Annotated in this window: 20 protein-coding genes and 1 tRNA gene; 4 read left to right on the top strand and 17 right to left on the bottom strand. The window is 46.8% G+C overall.

Translation table 11 applies throughout. From position 1 onward, the window contains the following. Positions 1 to 304: 304 nt before the first annotated feature. On the bottom strand, positions 305 to 949 hold the full coding sequence (gene hisG, locus H6F56_RS11200) for an ATP phosphoribosyltransferase (RefSeq protein WP_190667819.1): 645 nt from the start codon (positions 947 to 949) through the stop codon (positions 305 to 307). 190 nt (positions 950 to 1,139) lie between these two features. Between hisG and rppA the strand changes: the two genes are divergently transcribed. Continuing rightward, a complete protein-coding gene (rppA, locus tag H6F56_RS11195; RefSeq protein WP_190667817.1) occupies positions 1,140 to 1,835 on the top strand; it encodes a two-component system response regulator RppA in 696 nt (231 codons plus the stop codon). A 206-nt stretch (positions 1,836 to 2,041) separates the two neighbouring features. Further along, positions 2,042 to 2,386 carry a hypothetical protein gene (locus tag H6F56_RS11190; RefSeq protein ID WP_190667815.1) on the top strand — a complete coding sequence of 115 codons (345 nt, stop codon included), beginning with the start codon at positions 2,042 to 2,044 and terminating at the stop codon, positions 2,384 to 2,386. Between the two features lie 48 nt (positions 2,387 to 2,434). Here the strand turns inward: H6F56_RS11190 and H6F56_RS11185 are convergent, their stop codons facing one another. The 4 genes from H6F56_RS11185 to H6F56_RS11170 form a co-directional block, all read right to left on the bottom strand. Next, positions 2,435 to 6,010 (bottom strand): AAA-like domain-containing protein, encoded by a 3,576-nt coding sequence (locus tag H6F56_RS11185; RefSeq protein ID WP_190667813.1) that lies wholly within the window; start codon positions 6,008 to 6,010, stop codon positions 2,435 to 2,437. Positions 6,011 to 6,045: 35 nt separating this feature from the next. Next, positions 6,046 to 8,325, bottom strand: a complete 2,280-nt coding sequence (locus H6F56_RS11180) for an AAA-like domain-containing protein (RefSeq protein WP_190667811.1) — start codon at positions 8,323 to 8,325, stop codon at positions 6,046 to 6,048. Positions 8,326 to 8,831: 506 nt separating this feature from the next. After that, positions 8,832 to 8,916 (bottom strand) — tRNA-Ser (locus H6F56_RS11175). Between the two features lie 79 nt (positions 8,917 to 8,995). Beyond that, on the bottom strand, positions 8,996 to 9,925 hold the full coding sequence (locus H6F56_RS11170) for a TIGR04168 family protein (protein ID WP_190667809.1): 930 nt from the start codon (positions 9,923 to 9,925) through the stop codon (positions 8,996 to 8,998). Positions 9,926 to 10,115: 190 nt separating this feature from the next. On the opposite strand from H6F56_RS11170, the gene nadA reads away from it, so the two are divergent. Further along, on the top strand, positions 10,116 to 11,087 hold the full coding sequence (gene nadA, locus H6F56_RS11165; protein ID WP_190667807.1) for a quinolinate synthase NadA: 972 nt from the start codon (positions 10,116 to 10,118) through the stop codon (positions 11,085 to 11,087). A 62-nt stretch (positions 11,088 to 11,149) separates the two neighbouring features. On the opposite strand, the gene H6F56_RS11160 is transcribed toward nadA, so the two are convergent. The 7 genes from H6F56_RS11160 to H6F56_RS11130 form a co-directional block, all read right to left on the bottom strand. Continuing rightward, positions 11,150 to 11,635 carry a TerB family tellurite resistance protein gene (locus H6F56_RS11160; RefSeq protein ID WP_190667805.1) on the bottom strand — a complete coding sequence of 162 codons (486 nt, stop codon included), beginning with the start codon at positions 11,633 to 11,635 and terminating at the stop codon, positions 11,150 to 11,152. Positions 11,636 to 11,871: 236 nt separating this feature from the next. After that, positions 11,872 to 13,671, bottom strand: a complete 1,800-nt coding sequence (locus H6F56_RS11155) for a M61 family metallopeptidase (RefSeq protein ID WP_190668201.1) — start codon at positions 13,669 to 13,671, stop codon at positions 11,872 to 11,874. Between the two features lie 111 nt (positions 13,672 to 13,782). Beyond that, positions 13,783 to 14,466, bottom strand: a complete 684-nt coding sequence (locus tag H6F56_RS11150) for a Crp/Fnr family transcriptional regulator (protein WP_190667803.1) — start codon at positions 14,464 to 14,466, stop codon at positions 13,783 to 13,785. A 203-nt stretch (positions 14,467 to 14,669) separates the two neighbouring features. After that, positions 14,670 to 15,527, bottom strand: a complete 858-nt coding sequence (locus H6F56_RS11145; protein ID WP_190667801.1) for a 3'(2'),5'-bisphosphate nucleotidase CysQ family protein — start codon at positions 15,525 to 15,527, stop codon at positions 14,670 to 14,672. 238 nt (positions 15,528 to 15,765) lie between these two features. After that, entirely contained in the window at positions 15,766 to 16,119 is a 354-nt protein-coding gene (locus H6F56_RS11140; protein WP_190667799.1) for a DUF1257 domain-containing protein, read from the bottom strand. 148 nt (positions 16,120 to 16,267) lie between these two features. After that, positions 16,268 to 17,776: an AAA family ATPase gene (locus H6F56_RS11135; protein WP_190667797.1), complete on the bottom strand. Its 1,509-nt coding sequence runs from the start codon at positions 17,774 to 17,776 to the stop codon at positions 16,268 to 16,270. A gap of 103 nt (positions 17,777 to 17,879) precedes the next feature. After that, positions 17,880 to 18,227 (bottom strand): hypothetical protein, encoded by a 348-nt coding sequence (locus H6F56_RS11130; RefSeq protein ID WP_190667795.1) that lies wholly within the window; start codon positions 18,225 to 18,227, stop codon positions 17,880 to 17,882. A gap of 182 nt (positions 18,228 to 18,409) precedes the next feature. On the opposite strand from H6F56_RS11130, the gene H6F56_RS11125 reads away from it, so the two are divergent. After that, complete coding sequence (locus H6F56_RS11125; protein ID WP_190667793.1) at positions 18,410 to 18,937, top strand: hypothetical protein; 528 nt, start codon at positions 18,410 to 18,412, stop codon at positions 18,935 to 18,937. Between the two features lie 38 nt (positions 18,938 to 18,975). On the opposite strand, the gene H6F56_RS11120 is transcribed toward H6F56_RS11125, so the two are convergent. The 5 genes from H6F56_RS11120 to H6F56_RS11100 all read right to left on the bottom strand — a co-directional run bounded on the left by H6F56_RS11120 (position 18,976) and on the right by H6F56_RS11100 (position 23,018). Further along, on the bottom strand, positions 18,976 to 20,115 hold the full coding sequence (locus H6F56_RS11120; protein ID WP_190667791.1) for a Gfo/Idh/MocA family protein: 1,140 nt from the start codon (positions 20,113 to 20,115) through the stop codon (positions 18,976 to 18,978). 3 nt (positions 20,116 to 20,118) lie between these two features. Continuing rightward, positions 20,119 to 20,610: a DUF4870 domain-containing protein gene (locus H6F56_RS11115; protein WP_199312728.1), complete on the bottom strand. Its 492-nt coding sequence runs from the start codon at positions 20,608 to 20,610 to the stop codon at positions 20,119 to 20,121. Next, positions 20,610 to 21,617, bottom strand: coding sequence for a glutathione synthase (gene gshB, locus H6F56_RS11110; protein ID WP_190667789.1), 1,008 nt, complete (start codon positions 21,615 to 21,617; stop codon positions 20,610 to 20,612). The genes H6F56_RS11115 and gshB overlap by 1 nt, the downstream gene beginning before the upstream one ends. 140 nt (positions 21,618 to 21,757) lie before the next feature. Beyond that, on the bottom strand, positions 21,758 to 22,012 hold the full coding sequence (gene grxC / locus H6F56_RS11105) for a glutaredoxin 3 (RefSeq protein WP_190667788.1): 255 nt from the start codon (positions 22,010 to 22,012) through the stop codon (positions 21,758 to 21,760). Between the two features lie 205 nt (positions 22,013 to 22,217). Continuing rightward, positions 22,218 to 23,018, bottom strand: a complete 801-nt coding sequence (locus H6F56_RS11100) for a cistern family PEP-CTERM protein (RefSeq protein ID WP_190667785.1) — start codon at positions 23,016 to 23,018, stop codon at positions 22,218 to 22,220. Positions 23,019 to 23,239 lie beyond the last annotated feature (221 nt).

The following is a 23,239-nucleotide window of genomic DNA, read 5'->3' as shown; positions in this document are numbered from 1 at the left end:
TCTCCCAATGTAACGCAGTCGTTTGCACTGTCATCCTGCGCCAGAGAGAGACAAGCCGGCTAAGCTTCGAGCAGTTCTTCCCCAATCCACCCCACAATCAAGCTATTTGGCAAAGCAGACAGCCCATCTGTGTTCATCTGTGTGCATCTGTGGTTAATATAAAACTCTTGTATTTTCAGCGGAATGTATTGGCAATCGGATTTGTTGGGAAGTTGAGGGTTTTGATTTTTAACCGCAGATGAACGCAGATAAACGCAGATAATTTTTACGCTGAGTAGCAGGGGCTTTGGTCAATTAATTGTAATTATGCTGTGGCAAGTGTTGCTTCTCGCAATTGGGAAATTAAGTGTTCTAAATTATCGCTATTGAGGCGATAACTGAGGGGATGGGCGATTAGTCGTGCGCTGCTTTCAAAGAGTACGTCAATCTCAATTAATCCGTTTTCTGTGAGGGTGCGACCTGTGGAAACTAAGTCAACAATGGCTTCGGACATTCCGGTAATTGGCCCTAATTCAACTGAACCGTAAAGGGGTACAATCTCCACCGGCATATCTAAATTGTGGAAGTATTCGCGGGCGCAGTGAACGAATTTGGAGGCAACTCGTCCGTGTGCCGGCAATTCTAGGGACTGCCGGTAGGGACTAGAGGCTTTTACCGCTACCGACAGCCGGCATTTGCCAAATTTAAGATCGGCAAGGTGGGCAACTTTTGGGCTTTTCTCTCGCAGGACATCGTACCCCACAACTCCCAGTTGAGCTTGGCCGTATTCTACATAAACCGGCACGTCATGTGTCCGGACTAGCAAGGCTTTTGCAGTGCCGGTGGTGTCGTGGATCTGGAGTTGCCGGTTGGATGAATCGAGAAAAGCACTGAAATCTAATCCGACGGATTGCAACAGCTTGATGCAGTCTTTGAGTAGTGCGCCCTTGGGCAAAGCAACAGTAATCATGGGGGGTTGGTTTTGCAGTTAACGTCCAGCAAAATAGTAGCTGAAAGCTGACCTGTCAGATGTTGTGTGACGTTTCGTTACTTTGTGATGTCAAAGCAGATCCGATAGCACACACTAAACCCGAATCCATTGCTATGTATGAAGCTTAGGCGCGAATGGGTGGCAGTGTACAACGAAGTAAGCCCAAATCATGCGAATTCTTTTGGTTGATGATGAAGTGGAACTGACTGATCCTTTGAGCCGGCTGCTGACTCGTGAGGGTTACAGTGTGGATGTCGCCTGTGATGGGGCTGTCGGCACTCAGTTGGCATCTCAGGGAGGCTATGATTTGCTGATTCTCGATTGGATGTTGCCGCAACTGTCGGGGTTGGAAATTTGCCAGCAGTTGCGGCGCAAGGGCGACACCACACCTGTGCTATTTCTGACGGCTAAAGATACTTTAGATGACCGCGTGCGAGGTTTGGATGCCGGCGCGGATGATTATCTTGTTAAACCTTTTGAACTACGCGAATTATTAGCGCGGGTTCGTGCTCAATTGCGGCGATCTGCCGGCCAAGAAGCTACACTTGTTGCACCTCGGTTGCGCGTTGAGGATTTGGAACTAGATCTAGAAAATCAGTTAGCCTACCGGCAGGGACGCGTGATTGAACTGTCTGAAAAAGAAAGTCAGTTGCTAGAGTATTTCATGCGTCACCCCGGTCAATTATTGACTCATGCCCAAATTTACCAGCATTTATGGGCTGAGGGTGATAAACCTAGCAGTAATGTCTTAGCCGCACAAATTCGCCTGCTGCGACGCAAAATTGAAGGTGCCGGTGAGACTCCCCTAATTCACACAGTCTACGGCAGAGGCTATCGGTTTGGGGGTGCCGGCGACTTGGTTTAGGCTGCCGGTGAGTACGATGCCAGCACTGGCTGACATTGTGTTGCGCTTCAAAGGTGAGAAAGTCGGTTAATATTGTCTAAATTCTCAGCCTAATTTAAAGTGTGGTGCTCGGATGAGTAACAACGTGCCGGTCAAAACAATTTTGATTCTGGCTGCTAATCGTACAAATACTGCTCCCTTACGATTGGATCAAGAAATCAGGAAAATTGACGAGGGGTTGCGACGGGCAAATAAGCGAAGTTGTAGAAGCCGGACAATACAAAGAAACTTACGTTGACATCGAATTGCTCAAAAATTATTACGAAGGGGTTGATGTCATTAAAGTATTTGCAACGGTGGATGGAAGGAATTTTCAATTGTTAGAGTTACCCGCCTTAGACCAATCTTGGAAAGGATTTAGAAATCCAACACCAACTAATGCTTTAGAACAATTGCTGGCGGCGGTTGTGGATGAAGATAAACCTCAGAGAAATATTAGGGTTGTGGCTGATTCGAGTGAGGAATGGACAAAGGAAAAGGTGGAAATGATTTTGAAGAAGAGTGGGGTTTGAGTTAGGAATTGGGAAAAGTTTAAGAAATCTACTTTTTCTTTTCCCCTTCTACTGGTCGGTGAGGTAGCCGGCGCACATCTGTTTATCGTCTTTTGTGACATTACGATTGGTTTTCAGATAATCGCTAATCCAATTGCAGCCTTCTGACATAATGCTTTCTAAGTTATTATCGACTCTCCACAGTTTCACGGTATTGTCAGTACCTCTAGTTGCCAGAGTTTGACTGTCGGGACTCCAACTCATACTATAGGCAGACAAGACAAAACTCTCATGATCGCTAAGAGTTTGCAGGAGTTGGCCTTGTTTACTCCACAGTTTCACCGTCTTGTCACCACTTTCAGAAGCCAGAGTTTGACCGTCGGGACTCCAACTCACACTCCAAACAGAATTCTGATGACCACTAAGAGTTTGCAGGAATTTGCCTTGTTTACTCCACAGTTTCACCGTCTTGTCACCACTAGCACTAGCCAGAGTTTGACCGTCGCGACTCCAACTCACACTCCAGACAGATCCTTGATGACCGCTAAAAGTTTGAAGGAGTTGGCCTTGTTTACTCCACAGTTTCACCGTCTTGTCACGACTTGCAGAAGCTAGAGTTTGACCATCGGGACTCCAATTCACGCTCCAAACAGGTTCTTGATGACCGCTAAGAGTGTTGAGGAGTGTACCTTGTTTACTCCACAGTTTCACCGTGTTGTCCTCACTTGCAGAAGCCAGAGTTTGACCGTCGCGGCTCCAACTCACACTCCTGACAGGTTTTTGATGACTGCTAAGAGTATTGAGGAGTTGGCCTTGTTTACTCCACAGTTTCACAGTTTTGTCATCACTTGCAGTTGCTAGAGTTTGACCGTCGCGACTCCAACTCACACCCGAGACAGATCCTTGATGACCGCTAAGAGTTTTGAGGTGTTTGCCTTGTTTACTCCACAATCTCACCATCTTGTCACCACTTGCAGAAGCTAGAGTTTGACCATCGGGACTCCAGCTCACACTCCAGACAGGTTTTTGATGACCGCTAAGAGTTTGCAAGAATTTGCCTTGTTTACTCCACAGTTTCACCGTCTTGTCCTCACTTGCAGAAGCTAGAGTTTGACCGTCGGGACTCCAATCCACACTCCAGACAACTTCCTGATGATCACTAAGAGTTTGCAGGAATCTGCCTTGTTTCTGCCAGAGTTTCACTGTGCTATCACGACTTGCAGAAGCCAGAGTTTGACCATCGGGACTCCAACTCACGCTCAATACAGCTGCTTGATGACCGCTAAAAGTGTTGAGGAGTGTGCCTTGTTTACTCCACAGTTTCACCGTCTTGTCATTACTTGCAGAAGCTAGAGTTTGACCATCGGAACTCCAACTTACGCTCAATACAACTGCTTGATGAGCGCTAAGAGTGTTAAGAAGTTTGCCTTGTTTACTCCACAGTTTCACCGTTTTGTCACCACTTGCAGAAGCTAGAGTTTGACCGTCGGGACTCCAACTCACACTCCAGACAGGTTTCTGATGAGCGCTAAGAGTTTTGAGGTGTTTGCCTTGTTTACTCCACAGTTTCACCGTCTTGTCATCACTTGCAGAAGCTAAAGTTTGACCATCGGGACTCCAACTCACACTATAGACAGATCCTTTATGACCGCTAAGAGTGTTAAAGGGTTCACCTTGTTTGCTCCAGAGTTTCACCGTCTTGTCATTACTTGCAGTTGCTAAAGTTTGACCATCGGGACTCCAACTCACACTCCCGACAGATCCTTTATGACTGCTAAGAGTTTTGAGGGGTTCGCCTTGTTTACTCCAGAGTTTCACCGTCTTGTCATCACTTGCAGAAGCTAAAGTTTGACCATCGGGACTCCAACTCACACTATAGACAGGTGCTTGATGACCGCTGAAAGTTTTGAGGGGTTCGCCTTGTTTACTCCAGAGTTTCACCGTCTTGTCATCACTTGCAGAAGCTAAAGTTTGACCATCAGGACTCCAACTCACGCTATAGACAACCCTCTGATGATCCGACAAAGTATTGTGTTCTCCGATAGCATAAAGCGTTTGCTTCAAGGCATCTAACACTTCCGCTTGAGTGTCGTCCTTTTCCCAGAGTAATCTATTAAGTTGTTTGAGTTGTTGTCCCGCCCGCAATGCTTCCAATAACGCAGTGAATCCTTGACCAGAAACAAGTTTTTCTCTAGAAGATGCAGTTTTTAATCTTACGCCCGTTGCTTTCAGTATTTCGCTATTAACTATCATCGTCGCAGCTATAGAAAAAATAAATACACCCAAGGAAAGCCAACTAATCAAGCTCGCTTTTTGTCGAGCTTTCGCTAAAATTTGATTTGCTTTCTTCTGAGCTTCCAATTCTGTTTGAAGTGTTCGCTTGTCTATTTCTTGACTAAGGCTTAAAAATTGATAATCCAAATCGCTCAAACTTTTACTACTTGCCCAAGTTTGGGCATTTTGCAAGGCTTGACCCCGCAAGAGCCGCGATTCATCTTTACAACCAGACTCTATCCAAGCTTTAAAACTTTCGCTATAAGGGCGGAGATTCGCTAATTGTTTTTCCACCCAATCAGCCGTAAAAACTGATTGATAAATTCGGTTATAAACTTTAAGTTTGCCAGACTGCTTAACCACCAAACCAGTTAATCGTAGTTCCATTTGTTCGGGACTATCATCAGTCGCTATTTCATTATGCTGTAAAATTTGCTGATATAGTCCCAATAACCGACTGGCACGCTGTTCGCTGTGTAAAATGCGATCTCGAATCGTCTTTAAATGCTCTGGTTCATCCTGCATTTCCCAATTCTCAATCACCTTTTCTCGCACTAAAGTTTCTACCCACTCAGCGGGATTTTGCATGGATGCTGAGTTGGCATAATTAAACAGTAATTTACAAACTCTTTGCGTTAAAAATGGCTGTCCGCCGGTCCAAGATAACACCGCTTCTAGCAAGAGTTGAGACTTTTCTGCTTGAGCTTCTAACCCAACTGCTAAAGGTTGGGCTTCAGTTAATTGAAACCCCGTTAACTCTATCCCTCGACCAATATTAAAAGGAGTGCGTCGCTTGTCTTGAATTAAATCTGATGGAGTGGCTACCCCTAACATCGTAAATGTTAATCGCCGATAGTCGGGTTTATCCGCTCGATTATTATAGCAATCACGAATCACCGCAAAAAAATCTTCTATTTTAAAACTTAAACTGAGTAAGCTGTCTGATTCATCGACAAAAATTACTATATTTTCTGAAAGATTCTTGAGTAATACTTCTTCAATAAATTTACTAAATCGTTTAACATTCGATAGTAAGCTGTTCTTCTCCCACCATTCATCTAAATCAAAAACGTCATACAAATTTAATCGGCTGATGATGCTATCGATCACCCCTGCATACCACTCTTCTGGCGTAATATCTGAGGTGCCAATTTCTGTGATATCAATGCTACTACAGGCGATTCCCTCTGCTTGTAACCGCTGCATTGTCCGCACTCGCAGGGATGATTTTCCCATTTGTCTGGCATTGAGAACATAGCAAAATTCTCCTGCTTTTAAAGCTTGATAAAGTTCTTCATCCGCCTTTCGCGTGACATAAGTTGGGGCGTTTGCAGGAAGGCTCCCTCCAACTTGATATTGATCATCTTTCATAGGTCATTGTTAATTCATAGGGAAAAATTAGAGAATTAAGGAATCAATTTGTACAGGCGTACAGGTTCAGGAATTCCCTTTAACTCTTGCAAGCCCAAGTCAATCACATTTAAATCTGAGTGGGTTCTAACGACTTGATAAACTGTTTCAGAAATACAGATTCCTCCTGGCTCTGCTTTCCCTTCTAAACGAGCAGCTAGATTTACACCAGTGCCCCTGATATCATTATTAAGAAAGAAGATTTCCCCCAAGTGAATACCAATCCGATGTTGCAGGACATGACTTGCTGGTAAGGTTTTAGCAGCTTCGGCTAAATTTCGTTGTATTTCTAGCGCACAGGCGACTGCTTTTACAGCACTTTCTGGAAAGAAAATTAATAAACCATCACCCATTTCTTTAAGGACTTTGCCTTGATGTTTATCACAGATGCTTCGGATGATGCTGAAATCTCGATTCACTAATTCTAGTGTCAGCTTTTGGTTTGCAGCTGATAAAGCGGTGGAATTAACGACATCGGAGAAAATAATCGCTCCTAAATTACTCTCTATGTTCAAACTTGATTGGTTATTCGTTTGTTGCACAGCAGTCATTTTCGGTTGAGGAGCGGCTAGGCGATGTCGAAAATATTGACGATACAAACCACACAAGGGCATTACAGCATTCCCCTGAAATTTGATCAACCCCATACTTCGCAATTTAAAAGCCTGTCGGGTATTAATTTCTACAGGTTTTTCGCTGTTAATCACTTGTCTACTTGTTGCTGCTAGTTCTGCATCTGTTTCCAAGTTAACTAAATGCCGGCGTAAATGATCGTAGTAAGGGCCTTCTTCAGTAGGAGCAACTTTTAGCAAGCGCTCTAAGGTAATTCTCCCTCTGGCAACTTGGTAGAGAGCAACTCGAACTAAATAAGGATGACCACCCACCATTTCCATCAGATCACAAATCTCTTGCTCTGAAAAATTTAATTGGTGTCGATTCACTAAATCTGTTACCTGTCTCTGATTGAGTTCTGGTAACTCTATGGGCAATCCCACATTAAATGGCGACTGATTAATATTGAGAGGAATATAAACTTCTTGAGAGTGAGAAATGACTAACCTCAGCTTTTTCCAAATTGCCTCATTTTTTCCCCGCTCGTGCCAAGCTCGTAATAACCCAAAGAAGTCGGTGGCTATTTCGGGATGCTGAAAAATCTGATCAACTTCATCTAACCCTAGAACAAGAGGCTGATCACTGTTTAATAGGAGATAGCGTTGGAAATACTTTGTGCTTTTATTTTTACTGCCCAGAACACCTTTCCAATATTCTCCTAACCTATCCTCTAAATTTAATTCATTGGTAATTTCACCACAAAACCACTGCAACAAATCATCAATATTGGTGAGAAAACTGCTATCAGCCGATTGGAAGTTTAAATAAGCCGTTTGATATCCCTGTTTATTTGCCTCGTATAATATTCTCTGCACTAAGGAAGTTTTTCCCATTTCCCGGGGGGCTTTGATTCGGATTAAAGCTCCTGGTTTGACAATCGTTTGGTAGCAATCCGATTCAATGGGAGGCCGGTCAATATATAGGGGTGAATCTAAACTAACAGAACCTTCTGGATTATCTAAATTTGAAATAGAAACGGGAGGTGAATCGAGTGGTTGCAGATTCCCAACTGGAACCGGCTGCTCCTCAACTATATTGTCAATAGCTGGAGCAATCGCGACTTCTGTTATCGCTAAGTCAGAAAATTCTGATTTCTTCTTTAAAACTGGAGTGAGTTCTTCCGGAATGCCGGCCATCGCGATGCTGACGCAACCTGACTTATAAGCAAACTCGATAGATTCACCGGCTGCCAGTGCATCATAAAATCCTACGGCGAATTCCCTGGCAGCATTATCTCCCACTGCTTGCTTCATCCCAATCACGTAGGGGATATGGCGCGCGATCGCATTTGCTTGCACGTCCGAATAGCAGGCGTTGAGTACCACGCATTCTACCCGATCCATAAACAGTTCAAACAACGCGGCTAACGCTTTTGCATTGACCAGTTTAGCCGGCCCCGTCTCATCCTCCAGCGATAAACCGTCTTCTCCTGCACCATGCCCAGAGAAATGGACAATCTCTGGGTTACAATCGATTACAGCTCGCTGCATATCTCGTGGCGTCACTACCCACTGTTGCTCTAATTGAAACTTGTCACCCTTGTTAGCGAGTTCCAACCCCTGGGCAATTTCCTGAGCCTCTTTTTGTAAGTTTACATAAGTCGTATTTTTGGGGTTAGCAGCCAAAAACAGAATCGTTTTTTTCTTCCTGGAGGAGCTAATCATAAGCTGGAGCGTGGCTACAGGTGAATGAGTTGTTTTATATTTAATTGTCTTATATTTCTTCCCGGAAGGCTGTATAAGTGCGAATTGAATAGCCTACTGGCTGCAATCGGCACAGCTCAGTTAGAGAAGAATAATCGAAGGTTTAAAGAATTGTTTAGTAGCCTACACCACAAGCGAAATATCCGCAGATAGTTAGTGAACACTCGATATTAAAAACTTATCTGATCCGCGATGATATAGTAAGTTAATTAAAGTTCTCACACTTGTCCTTTAAAGTCAAGGTGCATCACTTTCTTGGCTTATATCTATGAAAAGTAACGATAGCCTCAATATTTCAACTCAAAAAATATACTAAGTATTAAAATATATATATTGTGTCATAAAACGTTTTGCCCTAATCTTTGGAATCAGGGCTTAACGAACGAGTTAACGAAGCTATAGATTCCACGCCCCATCTTCCTCTCAATCCTCTTCAGCATTGAAATGTGTGGGTGCCGGGAATTAAACGGAGAGGGTGGGATTTGAACCCACGGAACCTTTCGGTTCACTCGATTTCAAGTCGAGCGCAATCGACCACTCTACCACCTCTCCAAGTGGGCATAGTTTAATATTAGCCGGCTCTGCCCCAATTTGTTAAGCTTCCTGGGTAAATCAAACACTTTAATATCCTTTAAGCCGGCATCCCCACCGTACTGCTGCTTTGGAAAAGAACTTGTTCAGAGGCGATGGAGAAATCTTGAGACACCCAAACTAAGGTAATCTCGGACACCACACCGTTACTGAGGGAGACAATCGAGAAGTTACGTCGGCGTTCGTTCTCGGTATAGGCAATGCGAGGCACACTGGCAGCATTCAAGTAAACGGTGCCTTCAGAACTGACATGGACACTGCGACGCAATCGCTGCTGTGTGTGGCGTAAGTTATGGTGCATATGGCCAAAAGTGACAAACGGCACCTGTTTACCCAACGCTTGTGTTTGCGCGATTGCTTCCTCGAAATCTGGATCGCCAAAGTCTCCGCCAATCGGGTTCCAATCCTTGCCGCAGGGATCTTCCGGCAAATCACCTAAGCCGGTAGGGCCATTGTGACCGAGAAAAATCACGGTTTTATAAGCCGAACTCTTGGCGGCAGCGACAATACGATTGGTGGATGCTTCAAAGCCGGCCACATCAAAGCGCCGGTAAAAGTCGCTATATTTCCACTGTGGGCCACCCCAGCTAAACGGACGACTTCCCACGACGGTTAAATCTAAACTGGGAAAGTCTAACTTGCTGTAACCGACATGGGCTTCCCCTAATAAATCTAGCTGTTGCTGCACCCGGTCTTCTTCTTGCCGGTTGTAGGGACACTTGCTGCGCCCCCAATCTGTTGCCGTGTACCATGCGTCATGGTTGCCCATGATCGCTGCTTTGGGAAGATCAATGGATGCAATTTCCTGCACCACCGGCACCGACTCGTTGCCAAAGTCCCCCACAAATAGCACCAGATCAACGCCTAAATGCATCAGGGCGAGTCTATCTGCCTCTTCCCACTGATCATGAATGTCCCCAACTACGGCGATTTTAATCGGTTTATCCTGATGATTCTGATTGATAACCATGCCAATTCCTGTGCCCATCTCCTTTCCAGCATAGGCAAGCATGGCCGGTTTTGGCAGTATTCGGAATGGGAAATTGGGGATTGGGCGTGGGGGATTTAACCGGCTCTGCTTGTCCCCTGCAATTTTTGGTAAAAACTACTATAATTCCTTTACACACTAACCCCATTCCGGCTGAGGCAACTCCTAAACTGTGTTTACGACTGCACTTCTCCGACGCGATCAAACCGCTGATCTGCCCCATGACTTGTTTGCGGCGATTAATGCCCTGAAACAAGAGCTAAACGCTGTGATTCTGGCTCACTATTACCAAGACTCCGATATTCAGGATATCGCAGACTGTATCGGCGATTCTCTGGAGCTTTCCCGCAAAGCCGCCAACACAAATGCGGATGTGATTGTTTTCGCCGGCGTTCACTTCATGGCAGAAACGGCCAAAATTCTTAATCCCAACAAACTGGTATTGTTGCCCGATTTGGATGCCGGTTGCTCCTTGGCAGACACTTGCCCACCGGCAGCTTTTGGGGAGTTTAAAGCCGCTCATCCGGGACATTTGGTGATTTCCTATATCAACTGCTCAGCCGCGATTAAGGCAATGAGCGATATCATCTGCACCAGTTCCAACGCCGTTAAAATTGTCCGCCAAATTCCCGAAGATCAGCCGATTATTTTTGCCCCAGATCGGAATTTAGGCCGGTATGTGATACAGCAAACCGGCAGAGATATGGTGCTGTGGCAAGGCAGTTGCATGGTGCATGAAACCTTCTCAGAAAAGAAAATAGTCCAGCTCAAAATCGAACATCCAGAGGCTGAAATCATTGCCCACCCGGAATGTGAGGAGCCGGTGTTACGCCATGCTACCTATATTGGTTCCACGTCTGCGCTACTGAAATATGCTCAGCAAAGTTCTGCGAGTGCTTTTATTGTTGCAACGGAACCGGGAATCATTCACCAAATGCAAAAGCAGACGCCTCACAAACAGTTTATTCCAGCACCGCCGGTGAACAGCACTTGCGCCTGCAATGAATGTCCTCACATGAGGTTAAATACACTGGAAAAGCTTTATCTGGCAATGAAAAATCGTGCCCCAGAAATTACCCTTCCAGAAGAGACACGATTAGCGGCATTAAAACCGATGCAGCGAATGCTAGAAATGAGTCTTTAGATGAATGCAAAAGGATGAATAAAAATTCTGAATTCATCCTTTTGTATCCCGTTGAAGGAAGCTCAGCCTTGGATAAATTCCTCGATTTGGTGAGTGAGTTTATCAACAAGTCCTTCATCGCTATCGGGTGCGGCTGCAATTTCTGACTCGATGCGTTTAACCACATCTGCCGGCAAGTTAAGTAAGCTCACCAGGTTTTGGTAAGCGTCGGCTTCTTCCGTATTAATTGCCGGCTCATCAGGGGTGCGAGCACTAGAAGAAATGACTTCATAACCAAGCCTTAGCACTAATTCCCGCTCTTCGGTGCTTGCCAGTTTGGGAATCAACTCATTGAGCGGGATATTTTGCATGAGATAATCCCGCAATTCTTGTTGCAATTTTTGCTGCTGATTTGAGTTGGAAGCAAACAGCTGACTAAAGCGCTGTAGCATAAAATCTACTTCTTCTGTGGCAAGTTCCCCATCAGCCCATGCCATAGCTGTCACAACTCGCAGCAAAGTCATCTGACGGGGGGTAATTGGTGGGGGTGGGGGTGGTTGTAGTGGCATAATTATTCCTTCTTGATTTAACAGTGTTTTAGGTACAAAGTTGCCAACAACCTACCACGCGATCGCAACAGGTTGCTAAGACGTAACGATCTTTTTAAGGACTGTTGCTGGTATGGGGCATGGGGCAAGGCTTCGCCAACCTAAAGGTAGGGGCATTGGGCATTGGGCATTCTCTCCCACTCAGCACTCACCACTAAAAACTCCCCCTCTCCCACTCAGCACTTAGCACTCAAGACTCAGCACTTAGATCGAATGGTTGAAACCGGCACCCCTAACCAACCGGCAAAGTTTTCTGCCTGCGCCGGCGTTGGATCTTCCACCGGCACTACTTGATAACGGTTGGGACGGGGTAAAGTTAGAGTCACTGACAGACAGCGCAATTCATCTTGATGGAAGACTGCCACCTGAATCGTCTCGTTGGGTTGATAGTCTTTCAGCCGGTCATTGAGCTGATCTGCTGACACTCTAATTCCATCAATTGCCAGTAACTCATCACCGGCATCAATTCCTGCCACCTGAGCCGGTGAACCCATCTCAACAAATTTGATGACATCTTTACCATTTTCTGTCTTCACTGTCAAGCCCAAGAAAGGCACCACAGAATTGCTATCATCAGCAGATAACCGCAGACCAAAAGGCTCCAGGTACTCATCAAAGGGCAGTTCTTCAGTTCCGTCAATGTAACGAGCGAAGAAATCCCCTAAATCCATCTCTGAAACTGATTCAAGAACGTTCCGCAGTTGTTCTGGGGTGAAACCAATTTCAGGTTGCCCAAATTGCTGCCACATCAGGCGCATCACATCATCAAGGGAACGCTGATTGTTATGACGCTGCCGGATTAGCAAATCGAGCAAGAGTGACACCATTTCCCCTTTTAAATAATAGGAAATTTGGGAATTGCCAGAATTAGCATCCGGGCGGTACAGCTTAATCCACGCATCAAAACTCGACTCACTAGCCGGTTGCACTTGGCGTCCCGGTATTGTTTGCAAGCGAGTGATTTCTTTGCTCAAGTTTTCTAAATAAACGTTGACATCGTAAATGCCGGCGCGTAGAGGAATCACCAAATCGTAATAACTGGTTGTTCCCTCACAAAACCACAGGGAAGGGGTATAGTTTTCACCTTCATAATCAAACACTTCCAGCGCTTTTGGTCGAATGCGTTTGACATTCCAGAGGTGGAAAAATTCGTGCGCCACCAGTTGCAGGAAACGCTCGTATTTATCTCTAGCACGGAAGCCCAAGCGATTATAGTTTAAGGTGCAGCTGTCTTTGTGTTCCAGACCGCCAAATCCTTGAGCCGATAGATGCAGCAGAAACACATAGCGATTGTAGGGCAGCCCGCCAAACATCTCGGCTTCGACTTGGATGATTTTTTCAATATCGGGAATAATTTGCTTTGGTTTAGCATTGCCCTGCCCCCAAATAACCAGCTCATGCTGTTTGCCTAAAACTTCAAAGGGATAGAGTCGGTGGGTGCCAATTTCAAACGGGCTATCTACCAAAGTGTCAAAATCCGGCGCGTAAAAGGTGTTAGCTTGCCCGGAAACAGGGCTTAAAGAGGTGGAGACGCGCCATTCCGGTCGAGGTAGCAAGATGGTGACAGAAATAGGTTGCTGCTCAAATCCGGGCAGATAGAAGAACAGGGCGGCACCGTTAAAATAACCGTGGGTGCTATCCAGGTGATTTGTCCGGACTGTCAGCTCATTAGCATAGAGCCGGTAGCGCACAATGATTTCAGAAACACCGGCTGTATCAATTTGCCAGTAGTTTTTTTTCACCTTGCGCCAGCTCAATGGTTGCGCGTCAGCCGTTTGAGCGCCGAAGTTTTGCAGGTTTTTGGCGTATTCTCGCACCAAGTAAGAACCTGGTGTCCAAACCGGCATTTTTAAATCCAGTACCGGCTCATGCCAGTTGAGTACGCGTAGCGTCACTTCAAATAAATGCGATTCCGGCTGGGGCATCGCCACTTGGTAATGAATTGCCGGTGCTACGCTGGGTGTTTTGCTAGGGCGTGTTTGAGTTGCTTCAGTCATTTCATTTGTGCCAGTGACTGCAAGAAATGGGGCATGGGGCATCGGGCATCGGGCATCGGGCATCGGGCACTTATTCCCTTCTCCTCCTCCCTAGTCCCCTCGCCCCTGCCTTTAAACGTGTCCAGCTAGATGGGTCAATTGTTTGATATTGAGTAAGTAAATAGCGTCGCGATCAAGATCGATCTTGAGCCAGCCTTTTTCATTGAGTTTTTGCATAATTTTGCTGGTTTCTTCTACCCCGATGTCTGTAACATCGGCTAAGTCTTTGAAGGGAATGTTAAAAATTTCTATTCCCTTTTCAGTTGGCTGACCGTAGTTTTCTGCTAAAGAAACTAAGGTATTTGCGAGTTTGACTGCCGGAGGCCGGTTCCGCAGTTGGAAGCGAAAGTTAGTCTGTCGCAAACGCCGCACCATCAGTTGCAGCATCCGGTGGTGCAACTGAGCATCCTTAGAAAGGGTTTGAATAAATCGCTGAGCGGAGACACTGAGTAGCTGCACCGACGAGAGGGCGATCACATCTGTGGAGCGGGGAGATTCATCCAGAATGGCCATTTCGCCAAAGAAATCACCCCGGCCTAGAATGGCCAGCGTGACGACGTTCTCCCCGGCAAGGCGTCGGACTTTGACCCAGCCGGATACTAAGAAGTAAACAGCATTTCCCCAGGCATCCTCCATCAGGACGGCTCGGTTGGATGGGTACTCGTGTTCTACAGCAACAGAGAGTAGCCATTCCAACGTCTCTGGGTTGGCGGCACTGAAAAGAGGGAAAAGCTCACTAAAAGCTTCTGTCTGCATGAGAGCTCGTCAAGATAAGAAATCAGGATGGGTAGGAGTCAACGGCTAGGGAATTTGGGTTGCAAAAACCAACAACATAGATTCCTATTTATTGATGTTGACATACTACCCGCCACAATCGGAAAATACTGCAAGGATTCTCGATCTATTAACTCATCTTCAAGCGCTTTCCCCGGTTAAGTGCTGACTTTTTGGGCAGTTTTCTAGGCCGTAGTATCGGCAACTGCTTTCTGAATTCTTGGCAGCAGCGACTCAACGTAGTGGGGCCAACCAATAACAATGGTTTGTTTATGGGCTAAGGTGGCTGGATCGATGGCATCGGGCTGAAAGCTTAAAGGCCGGCCCTCTAAGTCGCAACAGGTTAACTGGGCCGCTTTTGCTAAGGCAATCGGGCCGGTGGTATCCCAGAGCTTGACGCGCCGGTTTAGATAGATATAAAGGCCGGCTCGTCCTTGAATCACTTCCAGAACTTTGAGGCCAAAGCTGCCCAGCGAGTAAAATTGAGCTTCAGGAATCAACTGTGTAAGCGCACGGCCAAAGTTTCGCTGATCTTTGGTGCCCACGATCACCGGACAGAATGATGAAGAAGGGGCCAAGGGTTCTTTTACCGGCAAGGGTTGTGGGGGGGCATCTCCGGCGGTTTGAAACAGACCCCAGTCTAGTCCCCCATAGTAGAGGCGATCCTCTGCCGGCGCGTAGATCCAGCCAGCAATCGGTTCGTGATGCGATAGCAACCCCACCATTACGGAATAGTGGGGCTGTCCTTGAATAAAATCTTCGGTGCCATCCAGGGGATCGATCAACCACAACCGGGAGTAGCCCGCCCCAAATGCGGTTCGCGACTGTTCGTTTTCCTCGGTAATGATGCCTTCGTGGGGAAACAGTTTGGCAAAGGCGGTTGCGAGGTGCCGGTCTAACCATCGATCAATACTGGTTACATAGTCATCCGGCCCCTTTTGGGCAACCTGAAATTGCTCTTTTGCCATTTCTGCGGCTTGTTGACCGCCCAAACGCATTAACTGCCGGATTTGTTGCTCTAGCTCAGGAGCCAAAGATTTCATAGAAAATACAATAATAGTGATTTTTGTTGATATTGCTAGAAATCACCTTAGTGTAGGGTAGGATTTCATGCAGGTAAAGAGCAGAGGAATTGAAATTACAAGGACAGGGATCTAGCGCTTGAGTTCCCGCACCGTCAAAATCTCCGCTTTCTCGACGCAGTTTCACAAAAATCCGCATAAAAAAACGGGCTAACCCGTAATTGGTTAACCCGCAAGCTTGGGAACGCACTCCGTGATATTACTTTTGCAGAACCAATTTGACATTGGCATTTTGCAGGCCGGGGCGACGAACTTCAGCCAAAGTCTTGTTAACTGCGTACTTCTGATTGATCGAGTTAATCAGTTCGGTTTGATTGTGCTTTTTGGCAACGCCCCAGAGGTCGGCGATCAAGTCAAAAGACCCATCGGCATTGCGAGACCAGCCCAGATCATATTCACCTTCCAACACTGCCACGATGTCTGAACGAACTCGTTGGCCATTGTATCCCCGGACATCAGCTTCGGTCTTGACATTAATGCCCAAGTCACGCAGAGAAGCTTTCAGGATTTCGGCATCGGTGATTTTGGTACGCAGGGTGCTGAAGTGAGACATTTGGATTTCCTCCTAAGGACTTTGAGAGATACGACAACGTTTGGATCTGAAGCAGGCCGCTGTGTGGATGCACATATACGGCGTTTTGTCAAACTGCTAGCCCTTTACTGGCTAGCCTTTACTCCTGTTGGGAGACAGGAGAAAGCTTTTAGAACTCCAGTCGCTGATATTCGGCGACGGAAGATGCAGCCGGTCTCGCTCGCTGCCTCGCCCAATCTCGCAGGGCGGTGACTTGCTCTGTCATCGTCTTTGACAGTGGCAGCGTTGACTTAATGGCGGCGATTATATCCAGCTGCGTGAATTCTCTATCTTGAGCGAAGGCTTCGTACATGGCTGCGATCAGTCCTTGCTCAATTTCTGCTCCTGAGAAGCCATCGGAGACATTCGCGAGTTGCTCGATATCAAACCGAGCAATGTCTCGATTCCGCTTTTTCAGGTGAATTTTAAATATTTCTTGGCGCTCTTCACTCGTGGGCAAATCCACAAAGAAGATTTCATCAAACCGGCCCTTTCTGAGAAACTCTCCAGGCAAGCGCTCAACCCGGTTAGCAGTAGCCATCACAAAGACGGGTGATGTTTTCTCTTGCATCCAGGTCAGGAAAGAACCAAAGATCCGGCTAGAGGTTCCCCCATCCGAGTCAGCGGAACCTGACGTGCCGGCAAAGGCTTTATCGAGTTCATCGATGAATAAAATCACCGGCGAGATGGACTCGGCTGTTTTCAAGGCATTGCGGAGATTCGCTTCTGATCGGCCAACCATTGACCCGTCATACACTCGCCCCATATCCAAGCGCAGCAAGGGCAGTCCCCACAGCCGACAGGTCGTTTTGGCGATTAGAGATTTACCGCAGCCCGGTACACCCAAAATTAGCATCCCTTTTGGTTGAGGTAAGCCATATTCTCTCGCCCGTTCTGTAAAGGCGTCGGAACGCTGTCTCAGCCATCGTTTCAATTCGTCTAGACCCCCCACCGAATCGATGGTTTCGTCTTCTTCTATATATTCGAGGATGCCGTTGCGCCGAATTAGCTGCTTTTTCTCGGAAAGAACAATATCTACTTCGGCTTCAGTGAGGCGACCGGCACTGACTTGAGCTTTGCGATAGACTTTTTCTGCTTCATCTCGCGTTAAACCCAAGGCTGCTTTTAGCAGCTTTTCTCGGGTCTCGGTGGTAATGCGGCGGGTTCGGGTCTCTGTCAATTGACTCGACAAAACTTGATTGAGTTCTGCCATTGTCGGCAGGGCGAAGTCTAACACAACGACTTCTTTTTCTAGCTCAATCGGAACCTGCTGCACCGGAGACATGAGAATAATTGTTTTTAGGGTGCCTTTAAAGCTTGCGATCGCATCCCGTAACCATCGGGTTGTCGCTGGGGCATCAATAAAGGGGTGTAAATCTTTAAATATAAAGATACCTGGTTCGCGCTGCCGAATTACCCACTCAATCGCTGCTTCTGGAGAGACAGTGTTGTGCTGGGTTGTATTGCGCGGTTGCCCGTATTCCACGATTCCGTGGGTGACTGTCCAAATAAAAACTTTGTGTTGGGGCTTGCTCTGAGCAATCGTTGCAATTGCTTGCTCGGCCCGCTCTTCCTCGGAGGTCACGAGGTAAATTAAAGGATATTGAGCTTGAATTAGAATACTGAGCTCTTCTTTCATGACCAATCGACCTTTTAGAGACGGTGCAAACATTGCGGGATTGGGATGCTCATCGCTGCTGAAGTTGAAGTGCGATTTGCGCTCGTCTTCAGAAAGCTAAGCTCTAGCAGGGAACCAATTCTTGTTCTCCTTGTTCAGGGCTAGAATTGACTTTTTGTACCCTTTCAACCGAAAGACCCTCTTCAGCTAAGACTCCGGGCTGATCTTTGAGAGAAACCATTTCTCCCTCTCGCAGAACCACTGAGTTTGTACATTCTGGGCAGCTATAGACCCGGTGAGCGCCGCCGTGAGATGCCTCTACTTCGTCTACCACTTCTGGATGGGCTAAGTAAAAAACTATTGCTCTTTCCGCAATGGCAGACATGGGTTCGGAGTCAACTGCAGCTCGGATTTTAAGCTGGCGATGCAGTTCGGGTGGAAGATACAACGTAACCTTTTGCTTATCTTGCATATGACTGTGAATTTGTTTACCCGGGTATGCATTTCAGAATAGCGGCTCAATTTTGAGCTGTCAAGATGCTAAAGCGCTTTAACGGCATTACTGTAATATTTCGTTACATTGATTCCCCGGTTCCCCATGCCTAGGGATTTGAATGTTAGATCGGGGCGAACAAAACGAGAGCAGTTGCAAAGATGTCTGTCACTCATTACATCAGGCGTTATGCCGTCACTGGGCTGGTTGTGGCGGCAATGCTGTCGGGGTGCCGGCCCTCTGAGTTTCAACCGGCAACCAATTTAGAGACTTATCGCAACCCGCGTTATAAGTTTGAGTTTCCCTATCCCAAAGCGTGGGTTGCGGCTGAACCCCCGACGAATCAGGATGGGCAAGCGTTTAACGATCCAAAAAACCCAGAAGTTGAGATTCGAGGTTGGGCCGGCTATCGGGTGTCAAGTAGCGGAAAGCACGGCAAGCACAAGCGATCAAAAAAAGACGAGTCAGAAGCTTTGAAGCAGAACTTTACAACCCAGCAAGGGGTAGCAGGGGAATTGGAAGTGAATTTAGGGCCACAAACCAGTTCGATGACCTTAACCTTGGTGCAGGGAAAATTGGAATATAACTGTTACGCCCAATCTCCCAGCGAAAAATTTGCCGATTACTATCGGCTTTTCTATAACATTGCCGGTCAGTATAAAATTCCTCCGGCACCCGAAAGACCTTAATCAAGGTGCCCTAGAAAGAATAAACGCGATTGAACAGATCAACCTGCGGCCAAAAAATCCTCCAGCGCCGGCACATCTACCCAGCAGCCGGTGGCGTGAGATTCTTGAGTTAAATCCATTAATAGCTGCGAGTAAACCCCCTCGCGCAAGCCTGATATCGGTGAACTGCCCCGATCAATCGCTTGCACCCAATGATCGATCACCCGAATGATCGGCGCGATCCGCCCGTCGGGGTAGGTACGGGGAAATTCCAGCCGCTGCGGAACTTCAATAGCCGCTAAAGGTTGCCCAGCCTGACTTCCCCACAGCCGAAATCCGTGTACATAATCTTGCTGGTTGTCACTGCCTAAAACTAACGTGCCGCGTTCGCCGTACACCTCTACCCAATGCCCACGTCCCTGATACGCCACGGAACTTAGGCAAACCTGACAGGGTGTGCCGTCTACCAACTCAAGCATCACTGTGCAACTATCATCCGCATCCACCGGCTTTAATTCCCCACCGGCAGCCGGATCGGGGCGTGCAGGAATTGCTGTGCTTAGCTGGGCGCACAACCGGCGCACCGGCCCAAACAACCAGCTAATATAGTCGAAACTGTGGGAGCCAATTGCACCTAGCGCACCGCCCCCTTTCTCTTTTTGGGCGTACCAATTCCAAGGTCGGCTGGCATCCGCGCGGCTGGCAACTAACCAATCAATCTTAATCAGACGTGTCTGCCCCACATACCCTTGTGAGAGCAGTTCGGCAAAATGCTGCCACGCCGGCACAAAGCGAAATTCAAAATCCATTGCGGCGATTGCGCCGGTAGATTGTGCCAATTTGTACAGTTCTCGCGCCTCTGCTGCTGCGAGAGTTGTGGGTTTTTCTAAGAACAGATGTTTGCCGGCACTCAACACCTGTTTCGCCATTTCATAGTGCAAAAACGGGGGAGTTGAAATGCTAACCGCCTTCACTTCTGGCAAGGCGATAACTTCTTCTATTGTATCACAAGCATGGGGAATTTTTTGAGCATCGGCAATTGCTTTTGCCTTATCAATATGCCGGTTGTAAATTGCTACCACCTGCGTTCGATGGTGTTCTTGAAATGCTGGAATGTGGACTTTTTGACCAAAGCCGGTGCCGGCAATTGCTACGCCGATGACTGGTTTTTCTACAGAAGAGCTGGAAGAAGAAAACATTTTTTACCTCAACAACCGAATGGTGTAGGGATAACGGTAAAGCTCGCCTTTTTTTGCCTTAATAGACGCAAATAGGGTCAAAAGTAACTGTCCTAGCCAAAGGATCAAGCCCATCAACCCTCCTAGAATTGCCAGTCCTACTCCAGCAACGATTAGCCCTAAACCAACAAACCCTAAAATCGCACTGGAATTTGTGCTAAATCCCAGCCAACAACTTCCCACGCTTAGCAACAATACAACGCCAATAACGAGACTGTAGAGGAGCAGGGTAATTTGAAAGTTTAAAGATTCCTTGCCGTGGGCATCAATCAAGGGGTGTTGCTTTTTCTTCAGCATCCAAATAATAAGCGGCCCTAAAATGTTGAGAAAAATTAGGGAAATGGGAATGCCAATCAGCAATATTGTAGAAAGTGATAATGGTATCCACAAAAGGGAAGAAAGATGACAAAGCATTGCCCATGTTCGGGCCGATTCGTTTTTGTTTTCTTCCGCCATCACCGACTCTCCTGGAAATTTCCTTTCTGTTGGCTTTTTAGGGCGGCGCTAGCTTCTTCTACCCATTTAATTACTTGATGTCCCAAGCGAACGTTATCAAGCCGATCAATTTCGCGGACGCCGGTTGGGCTAGTGACATTCACTTCGGTTAAGTACCCGCCTATGACATCAATACCAACAAACACTAACCCGTCTTCGCGCAGTTTTGGCGCGAGGTAAGTGCACATCTGGTGTTCTTGTTCGGTAATTTCAGTTTTAGCCACTCTGCCACCCACAGCCATGTTGCCGCGAAATTCGCTGCCGGTGGGAATACGATTTACCGCACCAATGGGATTGCCATTAAGCAAGACAATTCGTTTGTCTCCCTCCTTGGCTGCCGGCAGATAGGTTTGAACCATGACGGGAGTTTTACTGTTTTGGGTGCTAATTTCAATTAAAGAATTGAAGTTAGGATCGTTCGGTTGTAAAAATAAAATTCCTTCGCCGGCTTTACCCCCCAAAGGTTTAAGAACTGCCGAGCCTTTGCGATCTAGAAATTCTCGAATCACCGATTTATCTTGGCTGACAATCGTTTCTGGAATTGCTTCCGTAAATTGCAGGGCATACATTTTTTCATTAGCTGCCCGCAACCCTTTCGGAGAATTAATCACCAGAGTTTTAGTTGGGTCAATGTAATCCAAAATGTAAGTGGCGTAGAGGTAAGGAACGTTCACCGGCGGATCGGTACGCATCAGGACTGCATCCATTTCCTCAAGCGGCTGTAAAGTCCGCTCTCCGAGAGCGTACCAGTCGGGTGCTTTTATCCATCCAGCCTCGCCCAACTTTACGGGTGTCAGCTTCACCTGTTCGAGGATGGCATAAGCTTTGCCACCCACTACGCTTAAATGATTGGCTTGTGTTACCCAAACTTCGTGTCCCAGTGCTTGAGCTGCCTCCATGAGTGCCACGCTGGTATCGTGACCGGGATCGAGCTGTTTGAGCGGGTCTATGATAAAGGCAAGTTTCACGCCTAGTTTCCTCTGAATCGTGCATGAGCGCGTGCAGCGTTCCCTAGTTTATTACACGCTTCGACACGAAAGAGCGATCTCTGTTTGGAGATCGCTCTTATTCACTGGTTTAAGAAGCCCCTAAACTGGGCAGAAGGCTGTTAGAGGAGTTCATCGAGCTTGCCTTGGGCGTTCAGCGCATGAATATCGTCGCAACCGCCGATGTGCTGGTCATTAATGAAGATTTGCGGAACACTGCGCCGGCCATTGGCTCGTTGGGCCATTGCATCCCGCGCGTCTTCATCCCCATCAATGCTGTATTCTATAAACTCAACCTTTTTCTTTCTCAGCAAGTCCTTAGCGCGGATGCAGAAAGGGCAGGTTCTCCAGGTATAGATTTCTACTTTAGGAGTCATTGTATCCTCATCGTTTAAGTTTTATTTTTTTAATTGTAAACGGCGGATGCCTCTGGTGTTTAACCTGGCTCTAGCCAAAGTTTAGCCTATTGTTAAAAATTGCCGGTGTTGCATTAGAAAAAGTCTTACAGATAAAAACAAAACCCCCTGTTTGAGATTAGAGGGGGCAAAGTTATTATTAAATAGAACAAGTTTTGGCTGACCGTTACGATGCGGCTGGTTGTCGTTTGCGTCGTTGGGTGAAGATCGCCAGTCCTGTAAGCAAGACTGCAGCGAGTGTACGAGGTTCAGGAATGGTTTGTTTATCCGAAGACTGAACGTATATAAATTTACCTGTTCCGCCGGCATCCACATAACCTTCGCCATTAATGCTTTGATAGCTTATCCCAAAGTTATTTAGAGCAAACTTGCTAACAGAACCCTCGAAAGCCAAGGTGGTTGTAAAACTACTTTTCTGGGCAAGCCGCGTGCTGGTATCGTTGTCAACACCGCCGTTGCTGTCTTCCTCACAGGTGTTGCCGCCGGTAAAGCAAACATCTATTACGCCAAACTCATTGGAAAAGCTGCCGGTGTGATCGTTTGCAAATAGCCCTGTGGAACGGGTGTTTCCACTGCCGCCGGCACTTCCAACACCTAGCAAGTCGAGTTGATTGCCCTCTAGATCCGTGACATTGAAACCCAAAGCAGAGGTTCTGGACAGGATGCCGTTGCTAGAAGTATTTTCGAGGGTAATTTCAAAGCTCGCCTCGGTTTTATCGCCAGTGTTTGTGATGCCTAGAAATGTCCAAACTGCTTCTGAGGAAAGGCCGGCAACAGTCTGATTATTTACATTACCGTCAAAGGTCGTTGTGAAAGTGCTACCGATAACATCTTTACTCGCATCAATTTCAAGGCGACCGGCATTGAGGGTAAAAGCTGAAGCCGGGGCAGCTAGCGCCATCGCTGACATTCCAGTTGTAGCGAGAACAGCGGCACCAATGGCGAGTTTTAAAGGTTGCCTAAACATCTTTCTACACGGTTGATTACCGGAATATTTCGAGACGTGGCAATATCTGACTAAATCCTTTGTAACCTTGGACGGAAGTCTATACTTAGCGCCAGATATTGCCACGTCCGCGTCTCATGAGTAAAATTACTGAGTTGCGATGAGAGCAAATTTAAGATTGCTGATCAATAGTATCTTGTCTGCCGCAATCTCAGTAATCCTACTTAAGGGTGATTTTCAGC

The organism is Microcoleus sp. FACHB-672 (assembly GCF_014695725.1).
In the GTDB taxonomy this organism is placed as follows: Bacteria; Cyanobacteriota; Cyanobacteriia; order Cyanobacteriales; family Oscillatoriaceae; genus FACHB-68.
Note: the sequence above shows the minus strand (reverse complement) of the source record. Positions and strands in the feature narration are given on the sequence as shown.

Bases quoted from the DNA above. Each gene is read 5' to 3' on its own strand.
- hisG (WP_190667819.1), bottom strand. From the start codon at position 949: ATGATTACTGTTGCTTTGCCCAAGGGCGCACTACTCAAAGACTGCATC.
- rppA (WP_190667817.1), top strand. From the start codon at position 1,140: ATGCGAATTCTTTTGGTTGATGATGAAGTGGAACTGACTGATCCTTTG.
- H6F56_RS11185 (WP_190667813.1), bottom strand. From the start codon at position 6,010: ATGAAAGATGATCAATATCAAGTTGGAGGGAGCCTTCCTGCAAACGCC.
- H6F56_RS11180 (WP_190667811.1), bottom strand. From the start codon at position 8,325: ATGATTAGCTCCTCCAGGAAGAAAAAAACGATTCTGTTTTTGGCTGCT.
- H6F56_RS11170 (WP_190667809.1), bottom strand. From the start codon at position 9,925: ATGGTTATCAATCAGAATCATCAGGATAAACCGATTAAAATCGCCGTA.
- H6F56_RS11160 (WP_190667805.1), bottom strand. From the start codon at position 11,635: ATGCCACTACAACCACCCCCACCCCCACCAATTACCCCCCGTCAGATG.
- H6F56_RS11155 (WP_190668201.1), bottom strand. From the start codon at position 13,671: ATGACTGAAGCAACTCAAACACGCCCTAGCAAAACACCCAGCGTAGCA.
- H6F56_RS11150 (WP_190667803.1), bottom strand. From the start codon at position 14,466: ATGCAGACAGAAGCTTTTAGTGAGCTTTTCCCTCTTTTCAGTGCCGCC.
- H6F56_RS11145 (WP_190667801.1), bottom strand. From the start codon at position 15,527: ATGAAATCTTTGGCTCCTGAGCTAGAGCAACAAATCCGGCAGTTAATG.
- H6F56_RS11140 (WP_190667799.1), bottom strand. From the start codon at position 16,119: ATGTCTCACTTCAGCACCCTGCGTACCAAAATCACCGATGCCGAAATC.
- H6F56_RS11135 (WP_190667797.1), bottom strand. From the start codon at position 17,776: ATGAAAGAAGAGCTCAGTATTCTAATTCAAGCTCAATATCCTTTAATT.
- H6F56_RS11130 (WP_190667795.1), bottom strand. From the start codon at position 18,227: ATGCAAGATAAGCAAAAGGTTACGTTGTATCTTCCACCCGAACTGCAT.
- H6F56_RS11125 (WP_190667793.1), top strand. From the start codon at position 18,410: ATGTCTGTCACTCATTACATCAGGCGTTATGCCGTCACTGGGCTGGTT.
- H6F56_RS11120 (WP_190667791.1), bottom strand. From the start codon at position 20,115: ATGTTTTCTTCTTCCAGCTCTTCTGTAGAAAAACCAGTCATCGGCGTA.
- H6F56_RS11115 (WP_199312728.1), bottom strand. From the start codon at position 20,610: ATGGCGGAAGAAAACAAAAACGAATCGGCCCGAACATGGGCAATGCTT.
- grxC (WP_190667788.1), bottom strand. From the start codon at position 22,012: ATGACTCCTAAAGTAGAAATCTATACCTGGAGAACCTGCCCTTTCTGC.
- H6F56_RS11100 (WP_190667785.1), bottom strand. From the start codon at position 23,018: ATGTTTAGGCAACCTTTAAAACTCGCCATTGGTGCCGCTGTTCTCGCT.